A 22,630-nucleotide genomic window follows, 5' to 3' on the forward strand; every position below is an offset into this window, starting at 1 on the left:
CATGACCGACGTATCCTCGACCGGCCTGTGGTGGCTGTCGTTCGTGGACACCACCCGGTCGGCCCCGCCCGACAAGCAGGTGCCCGGCGGCGGCGGATTCCTGGGCTGCTGCATCGTCCCCGGCCCGACATTCATCCAGGCCGTGGACCACGCCCACGCCGTCGGCTGCAACCCCGGCGGTGCGGTGCGCGGCTACCCAACCGGCCCGCCACCGCACCCGGCGTGGATGAACCGTCTCCTCACCGCCACGGACGTCGACTACATCGACGCCATGGAGGACAAGGTGACGGCACCCGGCGCGGTAGCGGAGCGCCTGGGCCGCGGACTCTGGGACCGGAGACCCCGATGACCGAGGAGCCGTCGCTGTTCCCCGACCTCGAACCGACCATGCGCCCGGACCGATTCGCGGGATTGAGCCGCAACGCCCGGCACGCCCTCCGCCAGGCCGACCTCATTACCGCCGGCATCAACCCCGGCACCAGGTTCGTGGGGACCCGATATGCGGGCCTGGTGGCCCGCCTGCATCAAATTCGAACCGAAGGACTGACCCATGTACCTCGCCGCTCTTCTCGCCTCCGACGCCGCGGACTCCAACCCCTGGACGAGCCTGCTCAAGTTCATCGCCCTGTGCCTCGTTGTCGCGTTCCTGTACTGGCTGCTGTTCCGCAGCCGTGGCTGACCGCGTTCCCACCCCACCTCGAAAGGATCACCCCACCATGGCGATACGCGCCGAATACGACGAGACCCAAGCGGTCCGGGCCATCGCGAAGGCCGCCGAACTACCGCCGACCCTGCCCGGCCGGCTGGACGGCATCGGGCAGGAACTCGGGCGCCTGCGTGACCAGCTGTACTCGCTCGCCGAACATCTCGCGCCTGTACTCGGACCGGAACATCCGACGGCGGCCGTTCCTGACCACGGCGACCAGCCGGAGATGTCCGGGCTGTCCAAGCAGGCCGAATACCTCCAGGACACCGTGCGGGAGCTGACCGCGCTCGTGCGTGACCTGCAAGCCCGAGTCGACCTGTAGGCCCGGATAGGAATGGTCTGCGCATGCCCTGCGAAGCGTGTGAGACCGGCTATCAACACCGGTACCAGACGGCCGCCCACGGTTGCGATCGTGGGCGGCCGTTCTGCACCCCAGAGCTACAAGAACGCCGCGCTAGGTCCTTGGTCCGAGCCGCCCTTCTCGATCGCGACCGGAATCGACGGCGACACGGCGATGCTCAGCGTCGCACCACCGGACAGCGGGGCGTCGACCACCGTGACAGGATCGCCCGCCCGCAGCGCCCGAGTGACCTCCATCTGGAAAAGCGCCACCTTCTCCGCGTCCAGCTTGTACGCCTGCCCGCCGTAATGCAGCTTCGCGTATGCCAACTCCGCACCTCCCTGTACGTGCCCGCGCTGGGCGGGCTGACTGCCCTGACCACCGTTCCATCGCCGCCGAGCCGGATCGTGTTGCACCCCAGGCTCCTACCGTCCGGCCATGGGCAGCACACCGACCACGACCTACACCTACGACACCGAATTCCTGGAGAACGGCTCCACGATCGACCTCATCTCGATCGGCATCGTCTGCGAGACCGGCCGCGAGTACTACGCCGTCAACGCCGACATGCCGGTCGACCGGATCAAGAACCACCAGTGGCTGATGGACAACGTGTGGCCATCCCTCCCCCTGCGCGGGCGCAAACCGAGCACCGGCTACGTCGGCAGTGAAAGCGCCGGCGTGCTCGACACCTCTTCGACCCTGGTGAAACCGCGGTGGGTGATCGCCAACGAGGTCCGCGAATTCCTGCTGGCCGAATCGACGCCGGAGCTGTGGGCCGACTACGCCGCCTACGACCACGTCCTCCTGGCGCAGCTGTGGGGCCCGATGTCGAGGCTGCCGAAGGGCCTCCCGATGTGGACCCACGAACTCCAGCAAGCCCTCGAGGACGCCCCGCCAGGGTTCGTGCCGCCGGAGCAGACCACCGGCCTGCACAACGCCCTCGAGGACGCACGCCACAACATGCGTGTGCTCGCCGCGGTCCGCTGGCTCCGCATGTGCGAGAGCACCACCGCGACCGGTGGTGAGGCGTGATGTCCGTCCAACGGTTCCGTCCCCGCGTCGCGGTCGAAGCCATCCAGTTCGAGAGCTGGTCCGACGCCCTCAAGATTCAGGAATGGGCGCCCGGCACCATCTACGTACCGCTCGGCTACGAGCACGACATGCGCCGCGAGCACGAGCTGGACTCCAGCACCGGCTACGTCCGCGACAACGCCCCCGCCTACCTCGTAGTCCGCACCGCGAAGGGCCTCGAACGCGCCGACCTCGGTGACTGGATCGTCCGCGGCGTCACCGGCGAGGATTTCATCTGCCCGGGCGGCGACTTCGCCAAGGCATACGAGGAATTGCCCGAGGAGAACCCGACGACCGTCAAGGGCATGCATCGCCGGGTGCAAATCCTGGAAACCGCCTTGGATCGGGCGAGGCTTGCTCTCGCTGCGATGGAGCGGTCGAACGGCGGGGAGGTGTGGTGATGTTCGACGGACCCCGTGACACCGCACCCACCACTCCCGACGAGCCCGTGGTGTTCCGGCACCAAGACCTCCCCCCGGGCACGGGCGTCTCCGGCTACAGCGCAGGCGCGCACCTGCTCGCCGAGGTCGGTGTCATCAAGGCCCGCCGCGCAGACACCGGCCACCTCGTGCTGTTGACCCGATTCGACGACACCGTCCTGACCCCGTGTGCCGCCGTCCGTCTGGGTTGGCTCCTGATCCGGCGCGGCCTGGCTGAGGCGGTCGGCCGATGAGCATCCTCGATCTGAGCTGGCTGGACGAACTCCTCGAGGGCATCGACAAGGCCGACCCACCCGACTCATCCGGCTGGTGGGAGACGTCGGCCGGTGCCGAGTTCGGAGCGGCCAAGCTGGCCGAGCTGAAGGAAGAGATCACCCGCCGATACCAGCCCATCATCTGCAAGCACTGCGACGGCCCGATCCACCGGACCCCCAAGGCTGGCGGAGACTTCGTCCACTCCGACGGAGACCAGGCAGGACGGCACACATGCCCGGTCGACCCGTACGGCTTCCACGCTGAACCCGTCGGCACACCGTGCGGGGACTTCCCGTTCAACCCCTGCAACGGTGCCCGCGGCAAGGTGGTGGACCACCGATGACCGCCGTGATCGTTGCTGTCGTCTGCTTCCTCGGTGGCGGGCTCGCCGAGTTCATCTGGTCGTGGTGGTGGAAGCCCCGCCGTCTCGGCGCCCGCGTCCTGGCCGCCGAGCCCGCCATCCACCACATCATCGAGCACATCGACAGCGGACAACTCACCCACACCGACCTGTACCGCCGCGTAGCGACCGAGCTGGCCGGAGTCGACACCACCGCGGCCACGATCCGCATGGCCGCCGTCATGCTGGAACAGGCCCGACGCCACGGCACGCCCGTTACGGAACTGCTCGAAGCCTTCCCCGACTGGCGGAAGCTCCAGTGCACCAGCTGCGGCCGCCGCGCGGACCGCTGCCGATGCGGGAACGCCCGAATCTCTGCGCTCAGGGACGGTGCGGGTGGCGCGTAAGGGCAAGGCGGCCGGCAAGGTCACCCCGGAGACGATGGCGAAGCAGCAGCGCTGCCTGGATCTCGCCGTGCGCGGCATCACCTATGCGGAGATCGCCGAGCACGAGGGCTACAGCGGCGAGTCCGGGGCGCGGGCCGCGGTGCACGCCGCCCTGAAGCGCGCGGCCAGTGAGGCGGCGGAGACGGTGCGGCCGTTGATGATCGCGCGCGCGGAGAAGCTGTGGGAGCACGGGTTCGGGGTGATGCTGGAGGGCCGCGACCAGCAGGACATCGACATGTTCGTGAAGGGCGCCGGAGTCGCGGATAAGGCTCTGGCCCGGTTGATGCGGCTGCACGGGCTGGATGAGCCACCGGCGGTGCAGGTGTCGGTGGGGACGGACCTGGAGTCGTTGAAGCGGGACTTCGCGAAGCTGCTGGATGCTGGCGAGCCGATTGAGGCGGAAGTGGTGGAGGGCGGCGACCCTGAGTGACTGGTTCGACACCCCCAAAGGCAGGTATTGATCTTGCCGGGGTGTCGGGCGGTCTAGCCCCCGTAATTTCGGAGACTTTCCCCAGGTCGCTGCTTGCGCGCCTGGCCGGAATTGGAGCGTTGACGGCACACACAAAAGTGTGTATGGTCGAGTGTGTTCGACGGAGTAAGCCGTCACGACAAACCGGAAGGAGCCGGGATGTTTCTTCGTATCCTCCATCTCCTGGACAGCCTGAGCGGTGACGTCCTGCTGGGCCTCGCGCTCATGGCAGTCGGCATCATCATCGGGATCCTGTTCAGCGCGTCCATGGCGGCCCTCGTATGAGCGCCCGCAAGTCGATCGTCGCCTGCTACACGGTCTCGGAGATCTGGCGATGGGTGGTGATCCCCGCCAACTGCCCGTACGTGTACGTGCCGTTCGCCGTCCGCTCGGCGGCCGAGAGCGCCGCTGCGGCGTTCGAACGCGACCGGCCCGCCCGGCTCGAGGACTTCGTGCATTTCCCGGTCCCCGAGGCGATGCGCGCCAAACTCCGGCTACCCGTCCAGCCGCTGCCCGACCTGCCGCCGCTGCCCGGGTACAAGGACTGGCGACCCACCGATAAGAGCAGCTGGGATCAGTACCGCTCCGGCGCGGTGAACGCCACCGCAGAGGTGACCATCCGTGTGCCGGGCCGGTTGCGTACCCGCCGGATCTTCCTCGTGGCAACGCCCCGCGCCGCGATCACCACGCCCACCGCCTGACCGCCCACCTCCTGGTGCGCGCCGGGGCGAGGAACACCCAGCCCCGGCCCTGACCGCCCGTGCACCGCCTCCCCATCGACCGGTGCCGGGCAACCGCCGGGCGCGCTCCCTCCCCCACGCAGCGCGCCCGGCGGCACCCGACCCCCCCGCTCACCATCCGGCCGGTGTGCGGGGCACATAGCCGCTGGACGTGCTCGCTCGTGCTGTCGCAGCACGTCCAGCGCCTCCCCACCCCCTTCACAGAAAGCGACCGCCATGGTCATCATGACCAGCCCGACCCGCCGCCCCCTGACCGAAGTGCTCACCGACGCCGCCGCGTTCGCGCGAGCGCACGGCATCGGCAACCCCCTCGGCCCCGAGGACTTCGCGATCCAGCGCTCCGCGCCCGGCTACCAGCACGCCACCTACCTCGATGCGTACGTGGACGCGGACGGCGTCATGGGCATGGTCAGCGTGTTCATCGACCCGGACGGCCGCGAAACCTTCGCCGTTGGGGGGGTCGTCTGGGTGCACGACCAGGGCGACGAAGACCGCGACCCCTGCGACTACTGCGAGGTGATCGAGGCCAGCGACTTCGTCGACGTGCCGCTGCCCGGCGACGGCACACCACCGCCCACCCCGGACATCCCGGCGTACGCCTGCCGCGACGAGCACGGCGCGATCCGCCGCGCCCGGGACGGGCTGTTTATCGCGCCCGCCGACATCACCACGGAGCAGCTGCGCACCAAGCTCGCCTTCTACGACGGCAACGACGGCACCCAGGCCAACACCATGCGACGGCTGTACAGCGGCGCGCTGGAGCTGATCGAGTCCGAGGCGGTGACCACCGATGCGTAGCCGCAGCGCGGCACTGGTCGTGCTCACCACTGGCCTTCTGATCACCTCCTGCACCGAGGGCCCATCACCGGACTTCGTGTCTGGCACGGTGATCGCGAAGGACCACACCGAGGAGATGTGGATACCTGTGACAATTTCATGCGGCCAGAACTGCACCACGACCATCCAGCAATACGTGCCCGGCTCCTACACCCTGCATGTCTCCTGGTATGACCACGGATACCGCAACACCGACATCGCGGTCGAATCCGTCGCCTATGAGCAGATCGAGGTCGGCGACACCTATCCCCGCACGGAACCGGCGGTCCCGCGATGAACGAGCCCATCGAAGCGGTGACCACCGATGCGTGACCACCTCCACCCGCACCGCACGGCCCGCCAGGCCGCCGCCGAACTGGGCTACGAACTCGAACCCGTCCGCGGCGTGCTCGCGCTACTGCTGGCCGTCGCCGTCCTCATCCTGATCGGCGCGCTGCTGTGACCGCCATCCGCGCCGTGCTGGTGCAGTACGCGCGCCTCAACAGCGCCGGCCATCCCGTCCGCTGCCGCCCGTCCCGCGCCGAACGCACCGCGGGGAAGACCCACCCGGACGGCAAGGTGATCTTCGACCGGCTGGACGACGCCATGTCGGCCGCGATCGAATTGCAGCAGCTGACCGGAGAAGCGAAGCGGGCGTACCGGTGCAACCGGTCCCGGCACGAGCACTTTCACCTCACGCGCGATCAGCGGCAGCGCGCCCGACGACAGACCGAGGAGTAACGACCATGGCTGAGTTCGACCGGGATGCCTTCCGGAAGACATTCGAAGATCTCGGTGCCACGCTCCGGCGGATACGGCACACGCCGCGGTACCCCGCCGGAGCGACGAGCCTGGCGGCGGCGCGGCGGTATCGTCCACCCATGCCGAACCGTGAGGCCGACCCGCAGGTGATCGAGGAGCTGAGGCACCGGTTCGAGGCCCTGGAGATCCTGGACCAGGTCCGCTACATCTCCGCCGTGTCGGACGCGATGCGGCACCTCGCCTGCGGCCGCCTGGATGACGCCCGCACGGTGCTGGCGCGGATGCCGGCCGAACGGCTGAGGGATCTCGCGGTGGCGGCGGTGGAGTTGTCGGTGCTGGCGGAGGAGTCGGCGGTGGTCCCGGATGAGGAGCGGGAGAAGCCCCTCGACCAGTGGTGATCCGTTGACTGCACCTACAATGGTGTGTATTGTTGACGTTGTTCGACGGAGTAAGCCGTCACAGATCCGGAGGAGCCGGGCATGGACACGTATATCGAGGACAATGGCCGTTTCGAGTGGATCGACGTCAGGCACGATCCCTGCAACGGTCAGGGCTGCGGCGGCTGCGGGCACAGCGGCGTGGAGTGGGTGCGCGTGGATGTGACTGCTGGCTGAGCTGGGGTTTGCGCGGGCTGCTGGCATGATGGAGTAGCCCGCACCGCTTGACCATACCTACAAACGTGTGTATTGTTAACGATGTTCGAGGGATCAAGCCCTCACCACACCGGAGGAGCCGGACATGACCGCCACCATCGCCACCCCCATCCGCACCACCGCCCAGCTGATCGCCGACGCCCTCGGCATCACCTGGGACAGCCGCATCGACATCCAGGTCAGCCGCGACGGCTGGGAGAACGCCTGCTGCGAGGACACCGGACGGCCGGGCGCGGTCGAGGTGCGGTGGTCGACGTGGGACGACGAGGACAGCGGCTACGTCGTCACCGACCACACCCTCGCCGGGGACATCGCGGGCGAGTTCATCAACACGCTGGCGATGTCGGACCGCACCAGCCCGTTCGAGCTGATCCAGGTCACCGTGTGCAGCTACTACCTGCGCTACGTCCACCCCGACATCGCGGACGCCCTGTGAAAGCGCTCCGGTCGCTCGCCCCGTGGTGGCGGGGCACGCCCTGCCATCATTGGACGCACCATCCCGCGCACCCGGCGCGGGGCGGTGCGGACGAGAGGGGCAGCGTGGCTGACCGGAAATACGACTTTGGACGCTCGGCACGGATGGTGGTCTCCCGCCGCTACCTCGGCTTGGACCGCGACGAAATGGCCGCCATCCTCCGTGTGTCCCTCAGCTCCTACCAGCGGATGGAGAACGGTCAGGCAGGCATCCCGCAGGGCATCTGGGGCGAGGTCGACAAGCTGCACGAGATGTTCGACCACGATGTCGAGCAGCTGCTGGACGAAGCCGCGGGCGGCCCGCTGGAGGTCACGGTGTGGCGCGGAAAGACGAAGTACCGCCCATTCCCTGGCATGTGGCAGCGCGTCGTCTCCGAAGCCATGCGCGAGAACCCGCAGATCGAACCCAAGTTCCCGGAAGACGAGGCCTGAGAGCATGTTCGGGTTGACGTTCAGCCGCCGACTCCGGACGGCGGGCGCCCTGCTCCTCGCTGTCTCGGTGCTGCTTGCAGCGACATCAGTCGTTATCGGATGGACGAGCCATGCGCACGCGCGAGACATCGCCGGCAATGCCTGCATCGGGATCGCCGCCCTGGCCGTCGCCTGGCGGCTCCTGCGACCGTCCGCCCGAGCACGAGACTTGCTCGCCGCTCACACCGCGCTGCTCCGCTGGTGCGCAGAAACAATGCACGGACGCACTGCGGCCGTCGCATTCGACCCGGACACAAACCAGGCCATCTACGTGCGCAAGGCGCGAAAGGCGGGATGCCGCAGCTATCTGATCTGCGTCGGCAAAACCGATGACGACTGGACGTACGACCCTGAGTCGATGCGGAACGTCCATTTCCTGACCGCGACCTTCTACTACACGTCGCCCGGCGTCGCCGATCTCCGCAAGTACATGGAAGCGGCGTCCCTAGACGGCAATGAGGCCATGGTGATGGAGCAGCCGGGCGAGCGGGAGACGATCCGGGGAGCGTTCCGGCGGCTGCGGGAACACCGAGACCTGATGTTCGCGACCCCTGTCGAGGCCCAGGAGCTGGTGGCGTTGCTGAAGAGGGTCGGACCGTTCACCACCCCGAAAGACGAGTAGGAGATTCCCGATGAGCCACAAGGTCACCCTCGAGCTGGACATCAGCGACCAGGAGGCCAGCAGCGGAGACGCCGCGCCGATCGTCGACGCGCTGACCCGGATAGCCCGCGACGCCGCATCGGCAGGGTTCACGGTGCGCCTGTCTACCGATGAGGGCCCGATCGGCCTCGCGCTCGAGTAGGAGAGGCTGCTATGGAGGACTGGATCGACGGACCGCCCGCGACCGACCGCGACGGCGAATTCCCGGCCGGTGTGCTGCTGGATGTCACCCGCAGTGAAGGACTGCCGCTCGATGGGCTGGTACTCGTCGGGCACATCAACGAGCTGGGCGGCGTGTGCGACGACTGCCGCTCCTGCATTCGCTCGGAACATGTGAAGCGGCACCGGTTCGTCTGGCGGGCACCCGCCGAGCGGAGAGAGTAGGAGGCTGCCGTGCCCGAACCGATCAAGGAGGGAGCGGTCTACGGCATCCGTCCGCACAGCCCTGTGTCCGAGGCCGAGGCCGAGGAGCGCCGTCGGCTGAACCTGGCCGCGGAGGCCGCCGACCGCCCGCAGGCTGATCGGTGCGCGTGCGGCTACTGCCATTCGTGCAACCTCCAGAACCCAGACTGCACGTGCGCCAAGCCGGTGCGGGTGAAGCCGTACAACTTCGCCCAGCACGGCACACTGGTGCTGGATGCCGATCTGCTGGCCAAGCACGCGACGGCATCCGAACGGCTCCAGAAGGCGATATCGGAAGCGATCGAGCGTGACCGCGACCGTTGACCGTCTGGCGCAGCTGCTCGCCCAGGCGGACAAGCTCCCGCCCGAGCAGCGGCGCGCGTTCGGGTTCTGGGCCCGACAGAACCTCATCCGCACCGAGGTCGCCCGCACCTACCCCACCGCCGGAGCGCTCGCTCAGGCCCTCGATCCCACCACGATCCAGACACCGGATCTGGAGATGATCGACGAAGCGTTGGAGTGGGCGTTCGACACGCCCCGTGCCCGCCTGATGATCTCCAAGCCCAGCCAGACCGGGAAGTCGGAGCGCGCCGTCGTCTGGGGCATCACCCGCGCACTGGTTCGCCGCCCCTGGTGGCGGAACCTGATCGTCACCCACAGCGAAGACCTCGCCCTCACCCACAGCGAACGCATTCGCGCCATCATCAGAACCTTCGGCACCGGCGCCCGAGACTCCCTCACCGGCGAACCCCTCCCCGACCGGCTCGGCATCCAGATCGGCACGAAGGCCGCCGGACACCGGTGGCAGCTCGCCGGCCAACCCGGCGGCCTCATCGCCGCGGGCGTCGGCACCGCGCTCCCCGGCCGCCCCGCTGACGCCATGTGGCTGGACGATCTGTTCTCCGGGATGCTCGCCGCGGACTCGCCCGCGATCCGCCGCCAGGTGCGCACGTGGTGGGACACCGTCGGCAAGCAACGCCTCGCCCCCGATGGGCCGCTCATCATGATCGGCACCCGCTGGAACGAGGAGGACATGCACGCCTACCTCCTCGAGATGGACCCCGGCCCGTGGCGGATCCTGAACTTCCCCGCCATCGCCGAGCCCGGCGTCCTCGACTCCCTGAACCGGCCGTACGGGGTCGGCCTGGAGAACCCGCGAGGCGAGACGGACTGGGAAGCGATCCGCGCGACAACACCCGCCCGCGTGTGGGCCGCCATGTACCAAGGCCACCCCACCCCGAGCGATGGAACCCTGTTCTCCCAGAAGTGGTTCGACGACTACCGGCTCCCCGCCGAGCCGCCCCTGTACCGGCGCCTGGTCGCGGTCGACCCCGCCGAAACCGGCAAGGGAGACGAGGCCGGCATCATCGCCGCCGGTCTGACTGGGGACGGCACGGTGGTGCTCACCGACGACTGGTCGGGGCATCTGTCGTCGGCGCAGTGGCCGCGCCGCGTCTGCCTGCTGGCGCTCACCACGGGCTCCGATGAGGTGGTGTTCGAGGCGTACAACGCGCCGGAGACGTACGGGCAGCTGCTGCGCCGCGCCTACACCGACCTCGCCGCGGAAGCCGCGGAGAACGGCGGGCACGTGGAAGGCGTCCAGGTGCCGACGAGCAGGCCGTTCCACATCACCCCCTGGAAAGGCCGCGGCAACGCCTTGGTGCGCTCCACAGGGCTCCGGAACGCCACCTCTATCGGCCGCTGCCGCGTCGTCGGCTACAAGCTGTCCACCTACGAGGCGCACGCGATCCGCTGGCAGGAGGAACAGCACCAGCCCGACCGGGTAGCCGGCGCGACGATCGCCTACGACGTCCTCTCGGGTGGCGGTGAGGCGGTGGTGTCGACGCAGGCCAGCGACTGGGGTGACCTGCCGAGCGGGTTGGGCGGCGGATTCTCCGGAAGACGTTGACCATACCTACAAACGTGTGTATAGTTAGACCCGTTCGACGGACTCAGCCGTCACCTACCCGGAAGGAACCGGATGCCCACCACACCCATCACCACACACGCCCTGCTCCTGCTCAGCCTCCCGCGCCTGACCCGCGGCGACATCGTCACCTACCACGGGTCGCTCACCGAGCACCACGGCAAGGAGTTCGTCGTCATGGCCAACATCGACGGCGACATCGGCGGCGGGCTCGTGCTGCGGCAGCGCAACCAGCAGCACGAGATCCTGGAGCAGGTCCGCCGCGTCTCGGTCACTCCGACCGGCGACACGGTGGAGCTGTGCAAGGACTGCAACCACATCACCGAGGAGCGCAAGGCCGACAGCTCGATCTGCGCGCACCCGCGCTGCCCCTGCGACGGGCACGGCCCCGGCCCGGCCCCCGCGATCTCGAAGGCGGCCGAACACCTCCTGGTCGCCATCTCGCGCGCCGCCCGCCAGCTCCGCGAGGGCGTGGAGCGCACGGGCGAGGACGTCCGGGACGGCGCGATCGAGCACGCTGGCGGCCAGGCCCTGGCCCGCGCCGCGTCGGGCCCGCAGCTGGAGGCGCTGGTGGACCTCGCCCGCGCCTACCTCCTGCACTGCCCGGAGCTGGGCGTCACCCGAGCCCGCCTGGACGCCGCCCTCACCGGCAACACGGCCGCCATCTTCACGCCGTGACGAAGGCGAAGTCCTCCGGGTGGCCGCTCGACCCCGACAGGGAATGCGATTGCGGCCACCGGGAGGACGACCACACCATCACCGGCGCCTGCACCCAAGACGACTCGTACGGCGTCCGCTGCTCGTGCCCCGTCCCCAACGTTCGAGCAGCACGAACAGTTCGACGCAGAGAGGATGGAGCCATGAGCGAAGACCAGTCACAGGAGAAGGCCCGCACATCGGAGTATGTGATCCGGTTCGAAGTCCCGGCCGGGTTCGTTGACGAGTTCGGACCCCCATTCGCCACTGTGGTGAAAGCGTCTTTGCCGCTGGCCGCCTTCGTGCTCCACAAGGGCGGCGGCATTCGTGTAACGGTCGACGGCGAAGACGTCACCGAGGACCTCCTGCCCTGACCGGACGTGGCGGTCCGTTGGGGAAGCCCGTCGTCGTTATAGCGGAGGGGTCGGGGGCTGACCGGGTAATGCCGAGCCGTGGCCGGGCACTATGCGACTCCACCCACTGGTGGCCGCCAGACGAAGGCCCGCCCCGAGATCGTTCGGGGCGGGCCTTCTTTGCACCCCGGCCTGCCACGGTCCGGCCATGCCCGACACTCTGCTCTGCCTGCTCACCCTCGCCCTGTACGTGCTCACCGCGGCCCGGCTCACCCGCATCGTCACCACCGACAAGATCGGCGAACCGGTGCGCAAGTGGGCTGTGGACCGCTGGCCCGACGGCTCCATGCTGCGTTACCTATGGTTCTGCCCCGCATGCGTGAGTGTGTGGATCACCTTCGCACTCGCGCCGGCCGCCGTAGTCCTAGCTGGAATCAGCTGGTGGCTGTTGCCGTTCCTCGCGCTCTCAGCATCCCAGCTCACGATCATATTGACCCGGCTAGACCAGGTAGAATGATCGAAGCCGCCGGGGTGCGGGAACACCCACAGCGGCTTCTGACCCACTCACTCAACTCCACTGAGGAGCAGGCTGTGCCCGAGCCTACCCATGAACGCTGGCGTCCCATCATCGGATGGGAAGGACTGTACGAGGTATCCGACTACGGACGGGTCCGCTCGTTGGACCGCGTGGTGAACAATTGGCCGTCCGGCACTCGCCGTGTTCCTGGCCGCGTGCTCTCACCATCGCGACATCGTCACGGCTATCGGATGTACGGGCTCAAGCTGGGTACAGTCCGGAAGCTGCGCACTGCGCACTCGCTCGTGGCCGAAGCGTTCATTGGCCCGAGGCCGGAAGGATTGCAGGTCTGCCACAACGACGGCGACCCTACGAACAACATGCTCGCGAATCTGCGGTACGACACACCTAGCGAGAATCAAACGGACATCGTTCGGCATGGAAAACACTTCCACGCCAACAAGACTCACTGTCCCAGTGGGCATGCGTACGCCGAGCACGCCTATTCGATCCCGAGCCGACCGAATGCGCGGTACTGCCGCGCATGTCAGCGCTCTGGCACCGCTTGACCATACCTACAAAGGGGTGTATGGTTAGCGATGTTCGACGGATAAGCCGTCACCTTCCGGAGGAGCCGGAATGCCCACTCTCACTGTCGATTTCCGCAAGCTGCTCACCCTCACCGCCGAGGGCCTGGCCCTCACCGCCGTCGTGGACGGCACCGAGACGGAGCTGGTGATCCAGGGGGTGACCCTGGACGACATCGCGAACTTCGCTGCCGCCGAGCACATGCGGTAGCGCCTGGAGTCGACTGGCCGGTGACGACCGGGGACAGCGCGCTAAGGCCAGATTGGGCGCGCTCCTGCCACGCTGCCCCCGGTGACTCCACCACCCCACCCTCGACGGACCAAGCCGTCAGCCAACCGGAAGGAACCGGAATGCCCAATCCCACCCCGATCACGCTCGGCAGCATCTACCACGACGGCAACCGGTGGCTGCGCGTCGAAGACGAAACCGACGGCCGATACCTGTGCCGCGTCATCGCGAAACAGGCCGGCGACCGAATCACCGTGCCCGACACCACCAGCCGCGTGTCCGCCGCCCGGCTGCGGTCCATGACCCGAGTCGACGCCGCGCCCGCGCCGTCCGGCCCGGCGTTCGACGTGATCGAGATCGACCAGCAGGCCGAAACCATCACCGTCGACGGCACCCGAATGCCGTACCACGTGGCCGCGTCCGGGCCGCGCGTGAAGCACGCCAGCGACACCAAGGACGGCGCGTTCCACGTCACCGTCACGTTCACCGCCGCCCGGGTGCAGTATGCCGACTGCACCCGGTGGACACCGGAGCAGGTCGCCGCCGCCCAGCGCGTGACCGACGCGCACGCCATCGTGACGGACCACCGCAACAACGAGCCTGCCGACGATGGCGAGAACTGGTCGGCCTGGAACGACTCGTTCCAGGCCGCCTGGAACGAACGCGCCGCGGCCGATCAGGCGTACGCCGTGCTGTTCACGCCCGGTCGTGTCCCGGACGCCCGCGAGGTGCTGGGCGAGTGACCGAGCCCCTGAACCCCCTCCGCCCCACGCTGGCGGAGGGGACGTGGTTCACGCGAGACGCCCGCTTCCTCGCTGCCCCCTACCTTTTCGGCAAACACCGCCGGGCCGGCCACTGGCTGATCGAATTCCACCCATTCGGCAGCAGCCCGAACGGCGTCGTGCTGCGCGTCACCGCCGCCGACCGCGAGCACGCGCAGCAGGTGGTGGACCAGATCACCTGGGCCCTGACCGACGGTGCCCGCCCCGCCATCTCCGCCACCCCGACAAAAGGAATCCTGTGAACCTTCTCCTGTCCTGGATCACCCCTCCGCCGCTGGACTGCGACCTGGTGACCCACCGCCACGGCTGCGGCCAGTGCGACGGCTGCCGCTGGTGGCATGGATACTCCACGCTCGTGCTGTACGTGTCCGTCTGTGGGCTCGTCGCCGGGCTCGTGTCGATTCCGGCCGTCGCGTTCGACTGGGGCCCATACCCCTTCAGCAAGGCCGTTACCCTGATCTTGGCTGTGACGCTGACGTTGGTGCTCTCGGTCTTCGCGCTGTTCGGGTGGCGCGGCACCGTCCTTTTCGCCCCACCCGGCCAGGGCGGACGCCGTGGCCGGTAACACGCTCCGCGTCCTCGTCGCCTTGGCCGCGGTCCTGGTGCTGTTCGGCACTGGGGCCGCCTGGCAGGCCGGATACGGGCACACCGAACGCCCGGCGCCGAAAGTGGAGTGGCGGATCCGCTGAGCGGCTACCGTGGAAAGCATTGAGGGCCTGAGCGCGTATCCCCTTCGCGCTCAGGCCCTCAGCTCTGCGGCTACATGCCGGCGAGCACTCCGACGATCGTCAGCAGCGCGCCGAGGATCTTCACCCAGCCCGCGGCGTCCGGTGTCTCGATCGAACCCATCTACTTCACCCCCTCCCCGAGCAGCCGGTCCAGCTTCGCCTCGAGCCGGTTCAGCGTCTCGTCCCGCGCGCGCCCTTCCTCGACCGCGGCGAGCACCCAGCCGACGAGCGAATGCGTCTCGGGGTCGGGATCGTCCTTGGCCCCGGGCAGGGTGAAACCGTCCCAGACCACCTCGTTCCAGAAGTCGGCCCACATGTCGTAGGGCCACGCCTCCTCGGGTGACCGCGTGGACGGACTGACGTTCTCCGGATGGAGGATCTGCCGCAGGCGCGGCTCCTCGGGCGGTCGCAGCTGGCCGGCACCGACAGTGATGGGATCGGACACGGTTCCTCCTTCGATTCCGAGCAGTGCCAGCAAGTCCGGCAGCTCGAGGGGTGATTGGTTCAGGTCGACGCCGTACGGCCAGGGCGCGCACCGGCCGCGGTCGGTCCACTGCTGCGCGATCGCGAGTTCCCGCATCCACTGCGGCGGCGGGTTCGACGCCCACACGCCCGGCCGGTGGCTGTAGGACGGGGTGACGAACCGCATCCCGGCGGGCCTGCTGCGCCAGAGTCCTGCGTTGGCGACCGCATTCAGGTAGCCGATCACCCGGCGCGGGTTTCCGTACCAGCGCCGCAGCCGCTCGACCTCGTCGTTGACCTCGGCGCTCTGGTCGCCGGTGATCTGGCCGCCCGCGTCCTCGACGTCGACCATGGTCGCGGTGCGCGGATGCAGCCACAGGCCCGCGCGCTCGAGGATCTCGCGGTGCAGATCGCAATTGCCCTGGCCAGGCCAGAAGAAGTAGTACGGCAGTACGGCTTGCAGCTTGCCGGAGTCGAGCATCGCCAGCGCGCGGCGCGCGTTCTCCTCGGCGATCTCGTCGACCCGGTCGCCGCTGTTGGTGCGGAAGCAGAACACGGGGTGCGGGTAGCTGTCGTCGATGGGGATCGACTGGCCGGCGGCGTCGCGCTGGTAGTGGCTCGTGTCGGCCCAGGTCACTGTCATTTCGGCCACCTACTCGGGGGGATGAGCTGAAAGAACCCGGCGAGCACCTGCGGATCGGTGCGCGGGTCGTCGGAGTCCGGTGCGGGCGCGAGGATCCCGTGTAGGCCGTTCTCCAGCTCCGCAGCGAACGCGGCGAGGCCCCGGTTCGGTGCGCCGTCCGGATCGAACTCGGGCACGCCGATCTGGTAGTGCATCGGGTCTTTCCGCGACCAGTCCTGCCCCCAGAACACGAAGCCGCGGAACAGGTCCAGCCCTTCGCGGATCTTCGCGATACGGGCGCGCGGCATCACACGGGAAGCGTCCACGCCCCACGGGTATTGGGTGGCGTTGAAGTCCAGCGCCGTACCCGACAGGTGGTTGCTGTCTGCGACATCGTTGGTGGCCGACCAACCCCAGTCGTCGCCGGGGGCCGGGGCGTAGAGGTCGAGGGGTTCGACGTTGTGGTGGTACCAGGTGGCCCAGGCGCGCAGCACTACCTCCGCCGGGCCGGACCGGACGATCATCGCGGCCAGGTTGTCGTTGTTGGCTCCCTCGACATAGATGCGTTCGCATTCGTCGCGGTTGCACATCCGCCAGCCCGCCTCGCTCCACTGGTTGCCGTAGACGGTTCGGAAGCTCACGGTTGTTCCCCTTCTCGGTTCGTGCTCGAAAAGGTACGGAGCAGGGGCGCAACGCCGATCGGTACAGTCGGATGCAGGTGCGCGACTTGCCGCATATCACCTAGACAGCGCCGCGGCTGGAATGGGACTATACCTGTGTAAGGGTGTATCGTTACGGGGAAAAGATCGTTCGACGGGAGGCCGTCACAACACCGGAGGAGCCGGGCTCATGGCTATCAAGTATTACAACCTCCGCGAGTTCGCGGAGTTCATCGGCCTGCCGAAGAGCACGCTACAGAAGTACAAGCTGCCGCCGCACGACGCCATCATCGGCCGCAGCAAGGGCTGGCTGCCGCAAACCTGCAAAGAGTGGAATGAGCGCCGGCCTGGAGTTCGGGTGCCCAAGGAAAAGTCCCGCTGGAACCTGCCGCCCGAACTCCAGTAGCTACTCGCCCAGCGCGGCCATTGCGGCGTCGAACGCGGACAGCTGCTCATCCGGTTCGAACCCGCGCGGCGCGGCCACCAGCGTGCCCTCCGCGGTCGTCTCCGGCCGGTACATCGAATTGTTGTAGCGGTCGAGCTGTTCCTGTGTCATGTGCTGGGTGATCAGCACTTCCGTCACGTCCAGGAGCGCGTGCATGTCGGGCAGCTGGCGCAGCGGATCCGGGATGCCGGCCAAGATGAGTCGGCCCCGGATCTCGCGCCAGTTGGTTCCCGCATACACCGCTAGGGACTTGACGGCCCGGTAGGGCGGGCCGACCCCAAGGTGGCGATCTTCGCCATCAGGTCGCCGAAGCTGGTAATGGTGAACGGGTCGTCGGGATCCATCATCCGTTGCAGCAACTCGGCGTAGGACCGCTTGCTGATGTGGTTGCGCACGAACAGGGCGATCATGTTGTTCTGGGTGCGCTGCGGCGTGTACTTCGACACCGCCATCGAGAACGCTTGCAGGGCTGCCGCGTTCGGCTTCCGCGCCTGGATCGTGCGGCCCTGCAACTCCACCGTGTCGTACGCCCACAGCGGGGCCGGGTTGCCGTCGTCATCGAGCCACACCGTGCCGTCGTCGGTGCGCTCCCACTCGCCCTTGGGAATCAGTTCGCCCTTGCCGTCCTTGACCGGGGCACCCTCGCTGTCCAGCTCGTACTCGAGGCCGCTGGGGTCGATCACCGCGGGCGCCATCCCCGGCGGGACCATGGTGCCGGTGTCGTCGACGCGCATGGTGCGCGGCTGGTCTCCGGGATACGGGAGGTCTCCGGTCATGGCCGGGCGGCGGGCGGCTTCGTCCTCGCGGGCGCGCCGCTGCCGCACCAGCGCTTGCTCCTGCTCGAATGCGGCGCGCTCGCGCGCGATGTCCTCGACCTGCGAGTCCAGGTCATCGAATCCGCTCGGTGCTTCGAAAGGCATTGTTCTCCATCCCTACTGCTGCCCTGGGTTACGAGCGCGCACCGTAGGAGGACGGGGTGCAGCGGAGCGTATGCTCCAGCGTGGGCGGGTTGATCGCCGCCTGCTCGGAGTGAGGATTACCGGCGGAAGCGCGCATCCAAAACACCGAACCAGGCGCACCAAGTGGGGCGACCTGGGCGATAACCGTCGTCACCTCCTGAGATGGAGGTGTAGGTGGCAGCGCAGTTTAGAGAGCCGCACGCGTGGCGTCTCGCACATCAGGTTCGACTCCTGACACCTCACCCCAGCACTCCCGTCGCTATCGGCCGTCCGGGTAGGCTGCGCCCGTGGCTGATGAGGATGGTCCGCTATACAGGCTGGTCGGCGGCGGCGTCTCGCTGTTCCGGATAGTCGAGTCCGGTGTGGATGGTGACCCCGACCTGGTGATGGTGGAGACCGTGGAGGACTCGCCCGGCAAGTACCCGTTCCTGGCGCGCCTGTCCCGCCTGGTGCCCGCCGACGAATAGCCGGGGGCGGCTGCACCCCATCCCTATACCGTCCGCCGCCGATGGCACTGATCTGGCGGCAGAAACCCACCACCGGCCCGGACACCACCGTAGAGCCGCTGGTGGTGTCGTCGGTGTCCGCACTCACCGCGGCCTCCACCGCCGTCCCCGCGCACCGCTGGGGCAAGGTGGTCAAGCCCTCCGGTGAGGGCAAGAAGTGGCAGCCCGAAGCGTGGGACATGCTCGACAACGTCGGAGAGCTGTCGTTCGCGCTGCTGTGGAAAACCGCGCTCCTCAGCCGCTTCCGGCTCGTCGCCAGCGACATCGACCCCGAAACCGGGAAACCCACCGGCAGCACCGAACACGCTGCCGCCAAGGACATCGTGGCCCGGATCGCGGGCGGAGTCGCCGGCCAATCCCAGATGCTCGGCAGGCTCGCGCCGCTGATGATGATCCCCGGTGAGGGCTGGCTGGCGATCATCTACCCGGACGGCCAGGAGCAATGGCACGTCCTGTCCACGGACGAGATCAAGACCCGCGGCGACGACGTGGAGATCACGCTCCAGGACGGCACCACGTACAAGCTCGACAAGGAGAACGACACCTTGTCGAGGATCTGGCGGCAGGACCCCCGCCAATCGTGGCTTGCCTGGTCGCCGGTGAAGGCCGCGCTGCCGATCCTGCGGCGGATCGTGCGCATGGAGCAGAACATCGAGGCCGCGGGCAAGAGCAGGCAGGCCGGTAACGGGATCCTCGTGCTGCCGCGCGAGATCTCGATGCCGACCACGCCCGCGCCCCGCGGTGAACCGGACCCTGACGCACCGAACCTGCCGCCGCCGCCCGCCCCACCGAGCCGGTTCGCGAGCGCGGATGAGATCCGGATCGCGTTGCAGGAGGCGATGAGCAAGGCCATCGACGACCCGTCCAGCGCGGCCGCCCTGGTGCCGATCGTGCTCACGGTCGCCGGGGATTACGTCGACAAGATCCGCCACATCAAATTCGACTCCGAGGTGTCCGAGAAGGCGCAGGCCGCGCAGGAGAAAGCCGTCCGCCGCCTGGCGATGACCCTCGATATGCCGCCGGAGGTGCTGCTGGGCCTGGCCGACCTCAACCACTGGTCGCTATACGGGGTGGAGGAGGAGGCAGTCCGCTGGCATGCCGCGCCGGAGATGGAGACCATCTGCGCCGCGCTCACCGAGCAGCTGCTCCGGCCGATGCTCGGTGCGGGCGCGGAGAACGTCGTCATCTGGTACGACACCTCCGATGTCGAGGCGGAGCCGGATCAGCTGGCGAAGGTGTCCGCGGCGTACAAGGACGGCGTGGTCAACGCGGAGGCGTACATCCGCGAACTCGGGCTCAGCGTGGAAGAGGACGGCTACGACCTGTCCACCGAGACCGGCTGGGCGCTGTGGACCGTCGACCAGGTACGACGCACCCCGCAACTCCTACCGCAGCTGCTGCCGGTGCTGCGGATGCTCGTGCCCGCCCTCTCGGGGCTGCCCGAACTCCCCGCCGCCCCAGCGAGCCCGCCGGCCGATCCGCCGCCGGAGACGATCGACGCCCGCGTGCCGGACACCCGCGAGAACGCTGCCGCTCAGGCGATCGTCCGCATGTGCGTCAACGAGGCCATGAGGTTGGCGGCGAACCGGCGCCGGACGCGGCGCGCGCACGCGTCGGTGCGGGGCATGTCGACCATGGACACCCACCGGAAACTCGGGCCCTGCGACGAGTCCGAAGTGGACGGCCTGATAGCCGGGTGGGACGACATGGTGGACGAAGGCGTATGCGCGACAGCCGGTATCGACCGTGACCGGCTTCGCAGGCTGGTGGTGGCGACGTGCCGGGCCGCGCTCACCACCGGGCAACCGCCCGCCCTGCCCACGCAGCTGACGGGGGCGCTGGTGTGAGACGGGAGCAGCGCGCCGCCCTCGTGGAGGTCCTGGCCCTCGAACGCGAGATCGAGGACCTGGCCGCCGACGCCCTCACCACCTGGCTACAGGTCGCCGCCGACGCCGCCTTGCCGGCGCTCACGGCCGCGGCGATCCCGCCCGACCCGGACGCCATCACCCGCACCACGGCCGCGTGGGAGCGGGAGCTGGACCGCGGGTTCCTTCCGAAGTTCGCGGCGATCGTGGACCGGCTGCTCGGTGCGGATCGGGATCGGCTGGAGGAGTGGCGTACCCGCACGCTGGCGTCGGTGCGGGAGCGGCTGCTGTCCATCCCCGCCCGCGCGGCGCGGAAGGTGCACGCGGCGATCCGGGACGCGGCCGGGCAGGCCGTGGACGCGGTGCGCGAACTCGCCGCCCGCGCACTGTCGCCCGCGCGCTGGCGCAGTGACGCGGCGGAGATCGGGCGCACGAACGGGGCCGCGATCTACAACGCCACCAAGCTCGCCCGCGCCGCGCTCGAGGAACGCGACACCGGGGTCACATTGGACAAGGTATGGCTGTCGCTGCACGACGGCCACACCCGCCACACCCACCAGGCCGCCGACCGCCAACGCGTCTCGCTCGCAGCCGATTTCGTGGTCGGCGGTGCGGCCCTGCGCTTCCCCGGCGACCCGTACGGGCCGCCCGGCGAAGTCATCAACTGCCGTTGCGTGATCGCGATCGTGCAATCGGCACTCGAGATTCCGGCCCCGGCTCGAGTAGCGTCAGCAGCAGACACAGGAGGAACCATGGCGGCCAAAGCATTTGAGGCGCTGCTCATCCCGACGGGAGTCGTCGGCCGCTCCGGCTATTCGATGCTCGCCGCGGGCGCCGAACTCGTCGACACCGTGCTCCCACTCCCGCTGAAGTGGCAGCGCGCCGACGTGCCCGCCCACGACGGCAGCGTCACCGTCGGCGCGATCGAGAAGCTGGAGATGCGCGACGGCGGAGTGTGGGGCATCGGCACGATGCTCGACAACGCCGAAACCACGGAGGTGGAGCAGCAGATCGAGGCCGGTGTCACGCAGCCGTCCGTGGAGCTGGTGGTGCGCGCCGAGACCATGACCGACGCCTCCGGCACTCCGATCACCATGGAGACTGCCGAGCAGCTGTACATGGACGGCGCGCAGATCGTGATGCGCTGGGACGCAGTGGAAATCGTCGGCGCATCCCTGGTCAGCGTGCCCGAGTTCCGCGACACCTCCATCACGCTCCGCGACGCTGAGCCCGGCACGGTGCCACCCAAGCTGTCGGTGGTGGCGGCCGTCGCGAATGCGCGGATCGTGGAACCGCACAGGTACCCGCACGAGTTCTTCACCGATCCGGAACTCGCCGAACCGATCCCGATCCAGGTCAACTCGCAGGGCCGCGTCATCGGCTACCTGGCCCTCTGGGAGAGCAAGCACCGCGCCTACCCAGACATGCCGGTCACCCCGTACCGCACCAACTGCGGATACGCCGATTTCCACCAGACCACCGCCTACTTGGACAACGGCACCACCATGGCAGTCGGCCGGCTCACCGTCGGCGGCGGCCACGCCATCCCCGGCAAAGGCGTCCAGGCCGCGCTGGCACACCATGACGACGTATCCACCTGCTGGGCGTACGTCATCGCGGGCGAAGACGACTTCGGCATCTGGGTCTCGGGCGCCATCCACTTCGACGCCGATGAGCGGATGGTGAAGCTCGCACTCGGCACACCGCACTCCGGGCACTGGGAACGCACCGCGGGCGGCCGGCCGGAACTGATCATCGCGCACGCGGTGAACGATCCAGGGTTCGCGAACTACTACCAGCGCGCCGCCGACCGCGAAGGCGACCTCGGCATGGTGGCGTGCTTCGCACCGGCTCCGGTGCAGCCGGTCGCCAATTCCGCGCTGCTCGATGCGGTAGCCGAGCGTGCTGTGCTCGCTTTCGTGGAGCACCAGGCCGTCCAGGCGCGCGCGGACCAGGTTCGCGCGGCCATGGACGCCGCGGGCGTACGGCGAAAGCGGTCGCTGGCGGAGGCGATCCGGGCGAACCACGCAGCGCGGGCGGGAGCACGCTGATGGGCTGCGGCTGCGGGGGCGCGAAGGCCAGCACCGGCGGGAGGATGCAGTACATCGTGATCGCCGCTGAGGGCGGGAAGAAGTACGGTCCGTACCTCACCGCGGTCGAAGCCCGGATGAAGTTGATGGAGATCGGCGGCGGGGCGATGAAGCAAGTCCCCGCCGAATAGCGGAGCGGCCCGGCAGGAATCCT

43 protein-coding genes are annotated in these 22,630 nt (G+C 68.5%); 38 read left to right on the top strand and 5 right to left on the bottom strand.

Annotation, left to right across the window (positions count from 1 at the left end; genetic code table 11):
- Position 1: 1 nt before the first annotated feature.
- The 3 genes from NWFMUON74_RS30185 to NWFMUON74_RS30190 all read left to right on the top strand — a co-directional run bounded on the left by NWFMUON74_RS30185 (position 2) and on the right by NWFMUON74_RS30190 (position 1,028).
- Positions 2-349, top strand: coding sequence for a hypothetical protein (locus NWFMUON74_RS30185; protein WP_187685111.1), 348 nt, complete (start codon positions 2-4; stop codon positions 347-349).
- Between the two features lie 201 nt (positions 350-550).
- Entirely contained in the window at positions 551-679 is a 129-nt protein-coding gene (locus NWFMUON74_RS36650) for a hypothetical protein (protein WP_269475298.1), read from the top strand.
- Positions 680-716: 37 nt separating this feature from the next.
- Positions 717-1,028: a hypothetical protein gene (locus NWFMUON74_RS30190; RefSeq protein ID WP_187685112.1), complete on the top strand. Its 312-nt coding sequence runs from the start codon at positions 717-719 to the stop codon at positions 1,026-1,028.
- Between the two features lie 116 nt (positions 1,029-1,144).
- Here NWFMUON74_RS30190 and NWFMUON74_RS30195 read toward each other — a convergent pair whose 3' ends face one another.
- The gene (locus NWFMUON74_RS30195) at positions 1,145-1,462 is read right to left on the bottom strand and encodes a hypothetical protein (protein WP_187685113.1); all 318 of its coding nucleotides are present in this window, start codon (positions 1,460-1,462) and stop codon (positions 1,145-1,147) included.
- 22 nt (positions 1,463-1,484) lie between these two features.
- Between NWFMUON74_RS30195 and NWFMUON74_RS30200 the strand changes: the two genes are divergently transcribed.
- The 30 genes from NWFMUON74_RS30200 to NWFMUON74_RS36665 all read left to right on the top strand — a co-directional run bounded on the left by NWFMUON74_RS30200 (position 1,485) and on the right by NWFMUON74_RS36665 (position 14,829).
- Positions 1,485-2,081 carry a 3'-5' exoribonuclease gene (locus NWFMUON74_RS30200; RefSeq protein ID WP_187685114.1) on the top strand — a complete coding sequence of 199 codons (597 nt, stop codon included), beginning with the start codon at positions 1,485-1,487 and terminating at the stop codon, positions 2,079-2,081.
- The gene (locus tag NWFMUON74_RS30205; RefSeq protein WP_187685115.1) at positions 2,081-2,521 is read left to right on the top strand and encodes a hypothetical protein; all 441 of its coding nucleotides are present in this window, start codon (positions 2,081-2,083) and stop codon (positions 2,519-2,521) included. Before NWFMUON74_RS30200 ends, NWFMUON74_RS30205 begins: the two co-directional genes overlap by 1 nt.
- Entirely contained in the window at positions 2,521-2,793 is a 273-nt protein-coding gene (locus NWFMUON74_RS30210; RefSeq protein ID WP_187685116.1) for a hypothetical protein, read from the top strand. Before NWFMUON74_RS30205 ends, NWFMUON74_RS30210 begins: the two co-directional genes overlap by 1 nt.
- The gene (locus NWFMUON74_RS30215; protein WP_187685117.1) at positions 2,790-3,158 is read left to right on the top strand and encodes a hypothetical protein; all 369 of its coding nucleotides are present in this window, start codon (positions 2,790-2,792) and stop codon (positions 3,156-3,158) included. Before NWFMUON74_RS30210 ends, NWFMUON74_RS30215 begins: the two co-directional genes overlap by 4 nt.
- Complete coding sequence (locus NWFMUON74_RS30220) at positions 3,155-3,562, top strand: hypothetical protein (protein WP_187685118.1); 408 nt, start codon at positions 3,155-3,157, stop codon at positions 3,560-3,562. The genes NWFMUON74_RS30215 and NWFMUON74_RS30220 overlap by 4 nt, the downstream gene beginning before the upstream one ends.
- Positions 3,552-4,031, top strand: a complete 480-nt coding sequence (locus tag NWFMUON74_RS30225; protein WP_187685119.1) for a hypothetical protein — start codon at positions 3,552-3,554, stop codon at positions 4,029-4,031. Before NWFMUON74_RS30220 ends, NWFMUON74_RS30225 begins: the two co-directional genes overlap by 11 nt.
- Before the next feature lie 198 nt (positions 4,032-4,229).
- A complete protein-coding gene (locus NWFMUON74_RS36655) occupies positions 4,230-4,355 on the top strand; it encodes a hypothetical protein (protein WP_269475299.1) in 126 nt (41 codons plus the stop codon).
- Positions 4,352-4,771 (top strand): hypothetical protein, encoded by a 420-nt coding sequence (locus tag NWFMUON74_RS30230; RefSeq protein ID WP_187685120.1) that lies wholly within the window; start codon positions 4,352-4,354, stop codon positions 4,769-4,771. The genes NWFMUON74_RS36655 and NWFMUON74_RS30230 overlap by 4 nt, the downstream gene beginning before the upstream one ends.
- Before the next feature lie 264 nt (positions 4,772-5,035).
- Complete coding sequence (locus NWFMUON74_RS30235; RefSeq protein ID WP_187685121.1) at positions 5,036-5,608, top strand: hypothetical protein; 573 nt, start codon at positions 5,036-5,038, stop codon at positions 5,606-5,608.
- A complete protein-coding gene (locus NWFMUON74_RS30240) occupies positions 5,601-5,924 on the top strand; it encodes a hypothetical protein (RefSeq protein ID WP_187685122.1) in 324 nt (107 codons plus the stop codon). The genes NWFMUON74_RS30235 and NWFMUON74_RS30240 overlap by 8 nt, the downstream gene beginning before the upstream one ends.
- A gap of 27 nt (positions 5,925-5,951) precedes the next feature.
- Positions 5,952-6,089 (top strand): hypothetical protein, encoded by a 138-nt coding sequence (locus NWFMUON74_RS30245; protein WP_187685123.1) that lies wholly within the window; start codon positions 5,952-5,954, stop codon positions 6,087-6,089.
- The gene (locus tag NWFMUON74_RS30250; protein WP_187685124.1) at positions 6,086-6,367 is read left to right on the top strand and encodes a hypothetical protein; all 282 of its coding nucleotides are present in this window, start codon (positions 6,086-6,088) and stop codon (positions 6,365-6,367) included. Before NWFMUON74_RS30245 ends, NWFMUON74_RS30250 begins: the two co-directional genes overlap by 4 nt.
- Positions 6,368-6,507: 140 nt before the next feature.
- Entirely contained in the window at positions 6,508-6,786 is a 279-nt protein-coding gene (locus NWFMUON74_RS30255; protein WP_187685125.1) for a hypothetical protein, read from the top strand.
- Between the two features lie 81 nt (positions 6,787-6,867).
- Positions 6,868-7,002 (top strand): hypothetical protein, encoded by a 135-nt coding sequence (locus NWFMUON74_RS36660; protein WP_269475300.1) that lies wholly within the window; start codon positions 6,868-6,870, stop codon positions 7,000-7,002.
- A 124-nt stretch (positions 7,003-7,126) separates the two neighbouring features.
- Positions 7,127-7,477, top strand: coding sequence for a hypothetical protein (locus NWFMUON74_RS30260; RefSeq protein WP_187685126.1), 351 nt, complete (start codon positions 7,127-7,129; stop codon positions 7,475-7,477).
- 104 nt (positions 7,478-7,581) lie between these two features.
- The gene (locus NWFMUON74_RS30265; protein ID WP_187685127.1) at positions 7,582-7,947 is read left to right on the top strand and encodes a helix-turn-helix domain-containing protein; all 366 of its coding nucleotides are present in this window, start codon (positions 7,582-7,584) and stop codon (positions 7,945-7,947) included.
- A 4-nt stretch (positions 7,948-7,951) separates the two neighbouring features.
- Entirely contained in the window at positions 7,952-8,608 is a 657-nt protein-coding gene (locus NWFMUON74_RS30270) for a hypothetical protein (RefSeq protein ID WP_187685128.1), read from the top strand.
- 10 nt (positions 8,609-8,618) lie between these two features.
- The gene (locus NWFMUON74_RS30275) at positions 8,619-8,789 is read left to right on the top strand and encodes a hypothetical protein (RefSeq protein WP_187685129.1); all 171 of its coding nucleotides are present in this window, start codon (positions 8,619-8,621) and stop codon (positions 8,787-8,789) included.
- Positions 8,790-8,800: 11 nt separating this feature from the next.
- Positions 8,801-9,031, top strand: a complete 231-nt coding sequence (locus tag NWFMUON74_RS30280; RefSeq protein ID WP_187685130.1) for a hypothetical protein — start codon at positions 8,801-8,803, stop codon at positions 9,029-9,031.
- A gap of 9 nt (positions 9,032-9,040) precedes the next feature.
- The gene (locus NWFMUON74_RS30285) at positions 9,041-9,373 is read left to right on the top strand and encodes a hypothetical protein (protein ID WP_187685131.1); all 333 of its coding nucleotides are present in this window, start codon (positions 9,041-9,043) and stop codon (positions 9,371-9,373) included.
- Positions 9,357-10,958, top strand: a complete 1,602-nt coding sequence (locus NWFMUON74_RS30290) for a hypothetical protein (RefSeq protein ID WP_187685132.1) — start codon at positions 9,357-9,359, stop codon at positions 10,956-10,958. Before NWFMUON74_RS30285 ends, NWFMUON74_RS30290 begins: the two co-directional genes overlap by 17 nt.
- Positions 10,959-11,030: 72 nt before the next feature.
- Entirely contained in the window at positions 11,031-11,654 is a 624-nt protein-coding gene (locus NWFMUON74_RS30295) for a hypothetical protein (protein WP_187685133.1), read from the top strand.
- Between the two features lie 182 nt (positions 11,655-11,836).
- On the top strand, positions 11,837-12,046 hold the full coding sequence (locus tag NWFMUON74_RS30300) for a hypothetical protein (RefSeq protein WP_187685134.1): 210 nt from the start codon (positions 11,837-11,839) through the stop codon (positions 12,044-12,046).
- A 187-nt stretch (positions 12,047-12,233) separates the two neighbouring features.
- Positions 12,234-12,542, top strand: a complete 309-nt coding sequence (locus tag NWFMUON74_RS30305; protein ID WP_187685135.1) for a hypothetical protein — start codon at positions 12,234-12,236, stop codon at positions 12,540-12,542.
- Positions 12,539-13,111, top strand: a complete 573-nt coding sequence (locus NWFMUON74_RS36995; RefSeq protein ID WP_187685136.1) for an NUMOD4 motif-containing HNH endonuclease — start codon at positions 12,539-12,541, stop codon at positions 13,109-13,111. The genes NWFMUON74_RS30305 and NWFMUON74_RS36995 overlap by 4 nt, the downstream gene beginning before the upstream one ends.
- Positions 13,112-13,181: 70 nt before the next feature.
- A complete protein-coding gene (locus NWFMUON74_RS30315) occupies positions 13,182-13,340 on the top strand; it encodes a hypothetical protein (protein ID WP_187685137.1) in 159 nt (52 codons plus the stop codon).
- Positions 13,341-13,480: 140 nt separating this feature from the next.
- Entirely contained in the window at positions 13,481-14,101 is a 621-nt protein-coding gene (locus NWFMUON74_RS30320; protein WP_187685138.1) for a hypothetical protein, read from the top strand.
- Positions 14,098-14,382, top strand: a complete 285-nt coding sequence (locus NWFMUON74_RS30325) for a hypothetical protein (RefSeq protein WP_187685139.1) — start codon at positions 14,098-14,100, stop codon at positions 14,380-14,382. Before NWFMUON74_RS30320 ends, NWFMUON74_RS30325 begins: the two co-directional genes overlap by 4 nt.
- Positions 14,379-14,705 (top strand): hypothetical protein, encoded by a 327-nt coding sequence (locus NWFMUON74_RS30330; protein ID WP_187685140.1) that lies wholly within the window; start codon positions 14,379-14,381, stop codon positions 14,703-14,705. The genes NWFMUON74_RS30325 and NWFMUON74_RS30330 overlap by 4 nt, the downstream gene beginning before the upstream one ends.
- Entirely contained in the window at positions 14,695-14,829 is a 135-nt protein-coding gene (locus NWFMUON74_RS36665) for a hypothetical protein (RefSeq protein ID WP_269475301.1), read from the top strand. The genes NWFMUON74_RS30330 and NWFMUON74_RS36665 overlap by 11 nt, the downstream gene beginning before the upstream one ends.
- Before the next feature lie 160 nt (positions 14,830-14,989).
- Here the strand turns inward: NWFMUON74_RS36665 and NWFMUON74_RS30335 are convergent, their stop codons facing one another.
- Positions 14,990-15,973, bottom strand: coding sequence for a hypothetical protein (locus NWFMUON74_RS30335; RefSeq protein WP_187685141.1), 984 nt, complete (start codon positions 15,971-15,973; stop codon positions 14,990-14,992).
- Positions 15,970-16,593 (bottom strand): M15 family metallopeptidase, encoded by a 624-nt coding sequence (locus NWFMUON74_RS30340; RefSeq protein ID WP_187685142.1) that lies wholly within the window; start codon positions 16,591-16,593, stop codon positions 15,970-15,972. The genes NWFMUON74_RS30335 and NWFMUON74_RS30340 overlap by 4 nt, the downstream gene beginning before the upstream one ends.
- A 208-nt stretch (positions 16,594-16,801) precedes the next feature.
- On the opposite strand from NWFMUON74_RS30340, the gene NWFMUON74_RS30345 reads away from it, so the two are divergent.
- Positions 16,802-17,017 carry a hypothetical protein gene (locus tag NWFMUON74_RS30345; protein WP_187685143.1) on the top strand — a complete coding sequence of 72 codons (216 nt, stop codon included), beginning with the start codon at positions 16,802-16,804 and terminating at the stop codon, positions 17,015-17,017.
- On the opposite strand, the gene NWFMUON74_RS30350 is transcribed toward NWFMUON74_RS30345, so the two are convergent.
- On the bottom strand, positions 17,018-17,296 hold the full coding sequence (locus NWFMUON74_RS30350) for a DUF7240 domain-containing protein (protein WP_187685144.1): 279 nt from the start codon (positions 17,294-17,296) through the stop codon (positions 17,018-17,020).
- Positions 17,297-17,298: 2 nt separating this feature from the next.
- A complete protein-coding gene (locus NWFMUON74_RS30355; RefSeq protein ID WP_187685145.1) occupies positions 17,299-17,976 on the bottom strand; it encodes a hypothetical protein in 678 nt (225 codons plus the stop codon).
- Between the two features lie 326 nt (positions 17,977-18,302).
- On the opposite strand from NWFMUON74_RS30355, the gene NWFMUON74_RS30360 reads away from it, so the two are divergent.
- From NWFMUON74_RS30360 to NWFMUON74_RS36670, 4 genes are read left to right on the top strand one after another with little or no spacing between them, the layout of a single operon-like run.
- A complete protein-coding gene (locus NWFMUON74_RS30360; RefSeq protein ID WP_187689620.1) occupies positions 18,303-18,482 on the top strand; it encodes a hypothetical protein in 180 nt (59 codons plus the stop codon).
- 41 nt (positions 18,483-18,523) lie between these two features.
- Complete coding sequence (locus NWFMUON74_RS30365; protein ID WP_187685146.1) at positions 18,524-20,368, top strand: hypothetical protein; 1,845 nt, start codon at positions 18,524-18,526, stop codon at positions 20,366-20,368.
- On the top strand, positions 20,365-22,437 hold the full coding sequence (locus tag NWFMUON74_RS30370; protein WP_187685147.1) for a structural protein: 2,073 nt from the start codon (positions 20,365-20,367) through the stop codon (positions 22,435-22,437). Before NWFMUON74_RS30365 ends, NWFMUON74_RS30370 begins: the two co-directional genes overlap by 4 nt.
- Entirely contained in the window at positions 22,437-22,607 is a 171-nt protein-coding gene (locus NWFMUON74_RS36670) for a DUF7196 family protein (protein ID WP_425343075.1), read from the top strand. The genes NWFMUON74_RS30370 and NWFMUON74_RS36670 overlap by 1 nt, the downstream gene beginning before the upstream one ends.
- Positions 22,608-22,630: the final 23 nt, after the last annotated feature.

Origin of the sequence: Nocardia wallacei (assembly GCF_014466955.1) — a bacterium.
In the GTDB taxonomy this organism is placed as follows: domain Bacteria; phylum Actinomycetota; class Actinomycetes; order Mycobacteriales; family Mycobacteriaceae; genus Nocardia; species Nocardia wallacei.

Coding starts and splice junctions, on each gene's coding strand:
- NWFMUON74_RS30215 (WP_187685117.1), top strand. CDS start 2,790: ATGAGCATCCTCGATCTGAGCTGGCTGGACGAACTCCTCGAGGGCATC.
- NWFMUON74_RS30230 (WP_187685120.1), top strand. CDS start 4,352: ATGAGCGCCCGCAAGTCGATCGTCGCCTGCTACACGGTCTCGGAGATC.
- NWFMUON74_RS30335 (WP_187685141.1), bottom strand. CDS start 15,973: ATGACAGTGACCTGGGCCGACACGAGCCACTACCAGCGCGACGCCGCC.
- NWFMUON74_RS30295 (WP_187685133.1), top strand. CDS start 11,031: ATGCCCACCACACCCATCACCACACACGCCCTGCTCCTGCTCAGCCTC.
- NWFMUON74_RS36670 (WP_425343075.1), top strand. CDS start 22,437: ATGGGCTGCGGCTGCGGGGGCGCGAAGGCCAGCACCGGCGGGAGGATG.
- NWFMUON74_RS30255 (WP_187685125.1), top strand. CDS start 6,508: ATGCCGAACCGTGAGGCCGACCCGCAGGTGATCGAGGAGCTGAGGCAC.
- NWFMUON74_RS30300 (WP_187685134.1), top strand. CDS start 11,837: ATGAGCGAAGACCAGTCACAGGAGAAGGCCCGCACATCGGAGTATGTG.
- NWFMUON74_RS30205 (WP_187685115.1), top strand. CDS start 2,081: ATGTCCGTCCAACGGTTCCGTCCCCGCGTCGCGGTCGAAGCCATCCAG.
- NWFMUON74_RS30185 (WP_187685111.1), top strand. CDS start 2: ATGACCGACGTATCCTCGACCGGCCTGTGGTGGCTGTCGTTCGTGGAC.
- NWFMUON74_RS30200 (WP_187685114.1), top strand. CDS start 1,485: ATGGGCAGCACACCGACCACGACCTACACCTACGACACCGAATTCCTG.
- NWFMUON74_RS30210 (WP_187685116.1), top strand. CDS start 2,521: ATGTTCGACGGACCCCGTGACACCGCACCCACCACTCCCGACGAGCCC.
- NWFMUON74_RS30280 (WP_187685130.1), top strand. CDS start 8,801: ATGGAGGACTGGATCGACGGACCGCCCGCGACCGACCGCGACGGCGAA.
- NWFMUON74_RS36655 (WP_269475299.1), top strand. CDS start 4,230: ATGTTTCTTCGTATCCTCCATCTCCTGGACAGCCTGAGCGGTGACGTC.
- NWFMUON74_RS30345 (WP_187685143.1), top strand. CDS start 16,802: ATGGCTATCAAGTATTACAACCTCCGCGAGTTCGCGGAGTTCATCGGC.
- NWFMUON74_RS30315 (WP_187685137.1), top strand. CDS start 13,182: ATGCCCACTCTCACTGTCGATTTCCGCAAGCTGCTCACCCTCACCGCC.
- NWFMUON74_RS30275 (WP_187685129.1), top strand. CDS start 8,619: ATGAGCCACAAGGTCACCCTCGAGCTGGACATCAGCGACCAGGAGGCC.
- NWFMUON74_RS36650 (WP_269475298.1), top strand. CDS start 551: ATGTACCTCGCCGCTCTTCTCGCCTCCGACGCCGCGGACTCCAACCCC.
- NWFMUON74_RS30235 (WP_187685121.1), top strand. CDS start 5,036: ATGACCAGCCCGACCCGCCGCCCCCTGACCGAAGTGCTCACCGACGCC.
- NWFMUON74_RS36995 (WP_187685136.1), top strand. CDS start 12,539: ATGATCGAAGCCGCCGGGGTGCGGGAACACCCACAGCGGCTTCTGACC.
- NWFMUON74_RS30270 (WP_187685128.1), top strand. CDS start 7,952: ATGTTCGGGTTGACGTTCAGCCGCCGACTCCGGACGGCGGGCGCCCTG.
- NWFMUON74_RS30240 (WP_187685122.1), top strand. CDS start 5,601: ATGCGTAGCCGCAGCGCGGCACTGGTCGTGCTCACCACTGGCCTTCTG.
- NWFMUON74_RS30365 (WP_187685146.1), top strand. CDS start 18,524: ATGGCACTGATCTGGCGGCAGAAACCCACCACCGGCCCGGACACCACC.
- NWFMUON74_RS30220 (WP_187685118.1), top strand. CDS start 3,155: ATGACCGCCGTGATCGTTGCTGTCGTCTGCTTCCTCGGTGGCGGGCTC.
- NWFMUON74_RS30190 (WP_187685112.1), top strand. CDS start 717: ATGGCGATACGCGCCGAATACGACGAGACCCAAGCGGTCCGGGCCATC.
- NWFMUON74_RS30305 (WP_187685135.1), top strand. CDS start 12,234: ATGCCCGACACTCTGCTCTGCCTGCTCACCCTCGCCCTGTACGTGCTC.
- NWFMUON74_RS30355 (WP_187685145.1), bottom strand. CDS start 17,976: ATGCCTTTCGAAGCACCGAGCGGATTCGATGACCTGGACTCGCAGGTC.
- NWFMUON74_RS36660 (WP_269475300.1), top strand. CDS start 6,868: ATGGACACGTATATCGAGGACAATGGCCGTTTCGAGTGGATCGACGTC.
- NWFMUON74_RS30320 (WP_187685138.1), top strand. CDS start 13,481: ATGCCCAATCCCACCCCGATCACGCTCGGCAGCATCTACCACGACGGC.
- NWFMUON74_RS30245 (WP_187685123.1), top strand. CDS start 5,952: ATGCGTGACCACCTCCACCCGCACCGCACGGCCCGCCAGGCCGCCGCC.
- NWFMUON74_RS30260 (WP_187685126.1), top strand. CDS start 7,127: ATGACCGCCACCATCGCCACCCCCATCCGCACCACCGCCCAGCTGATC.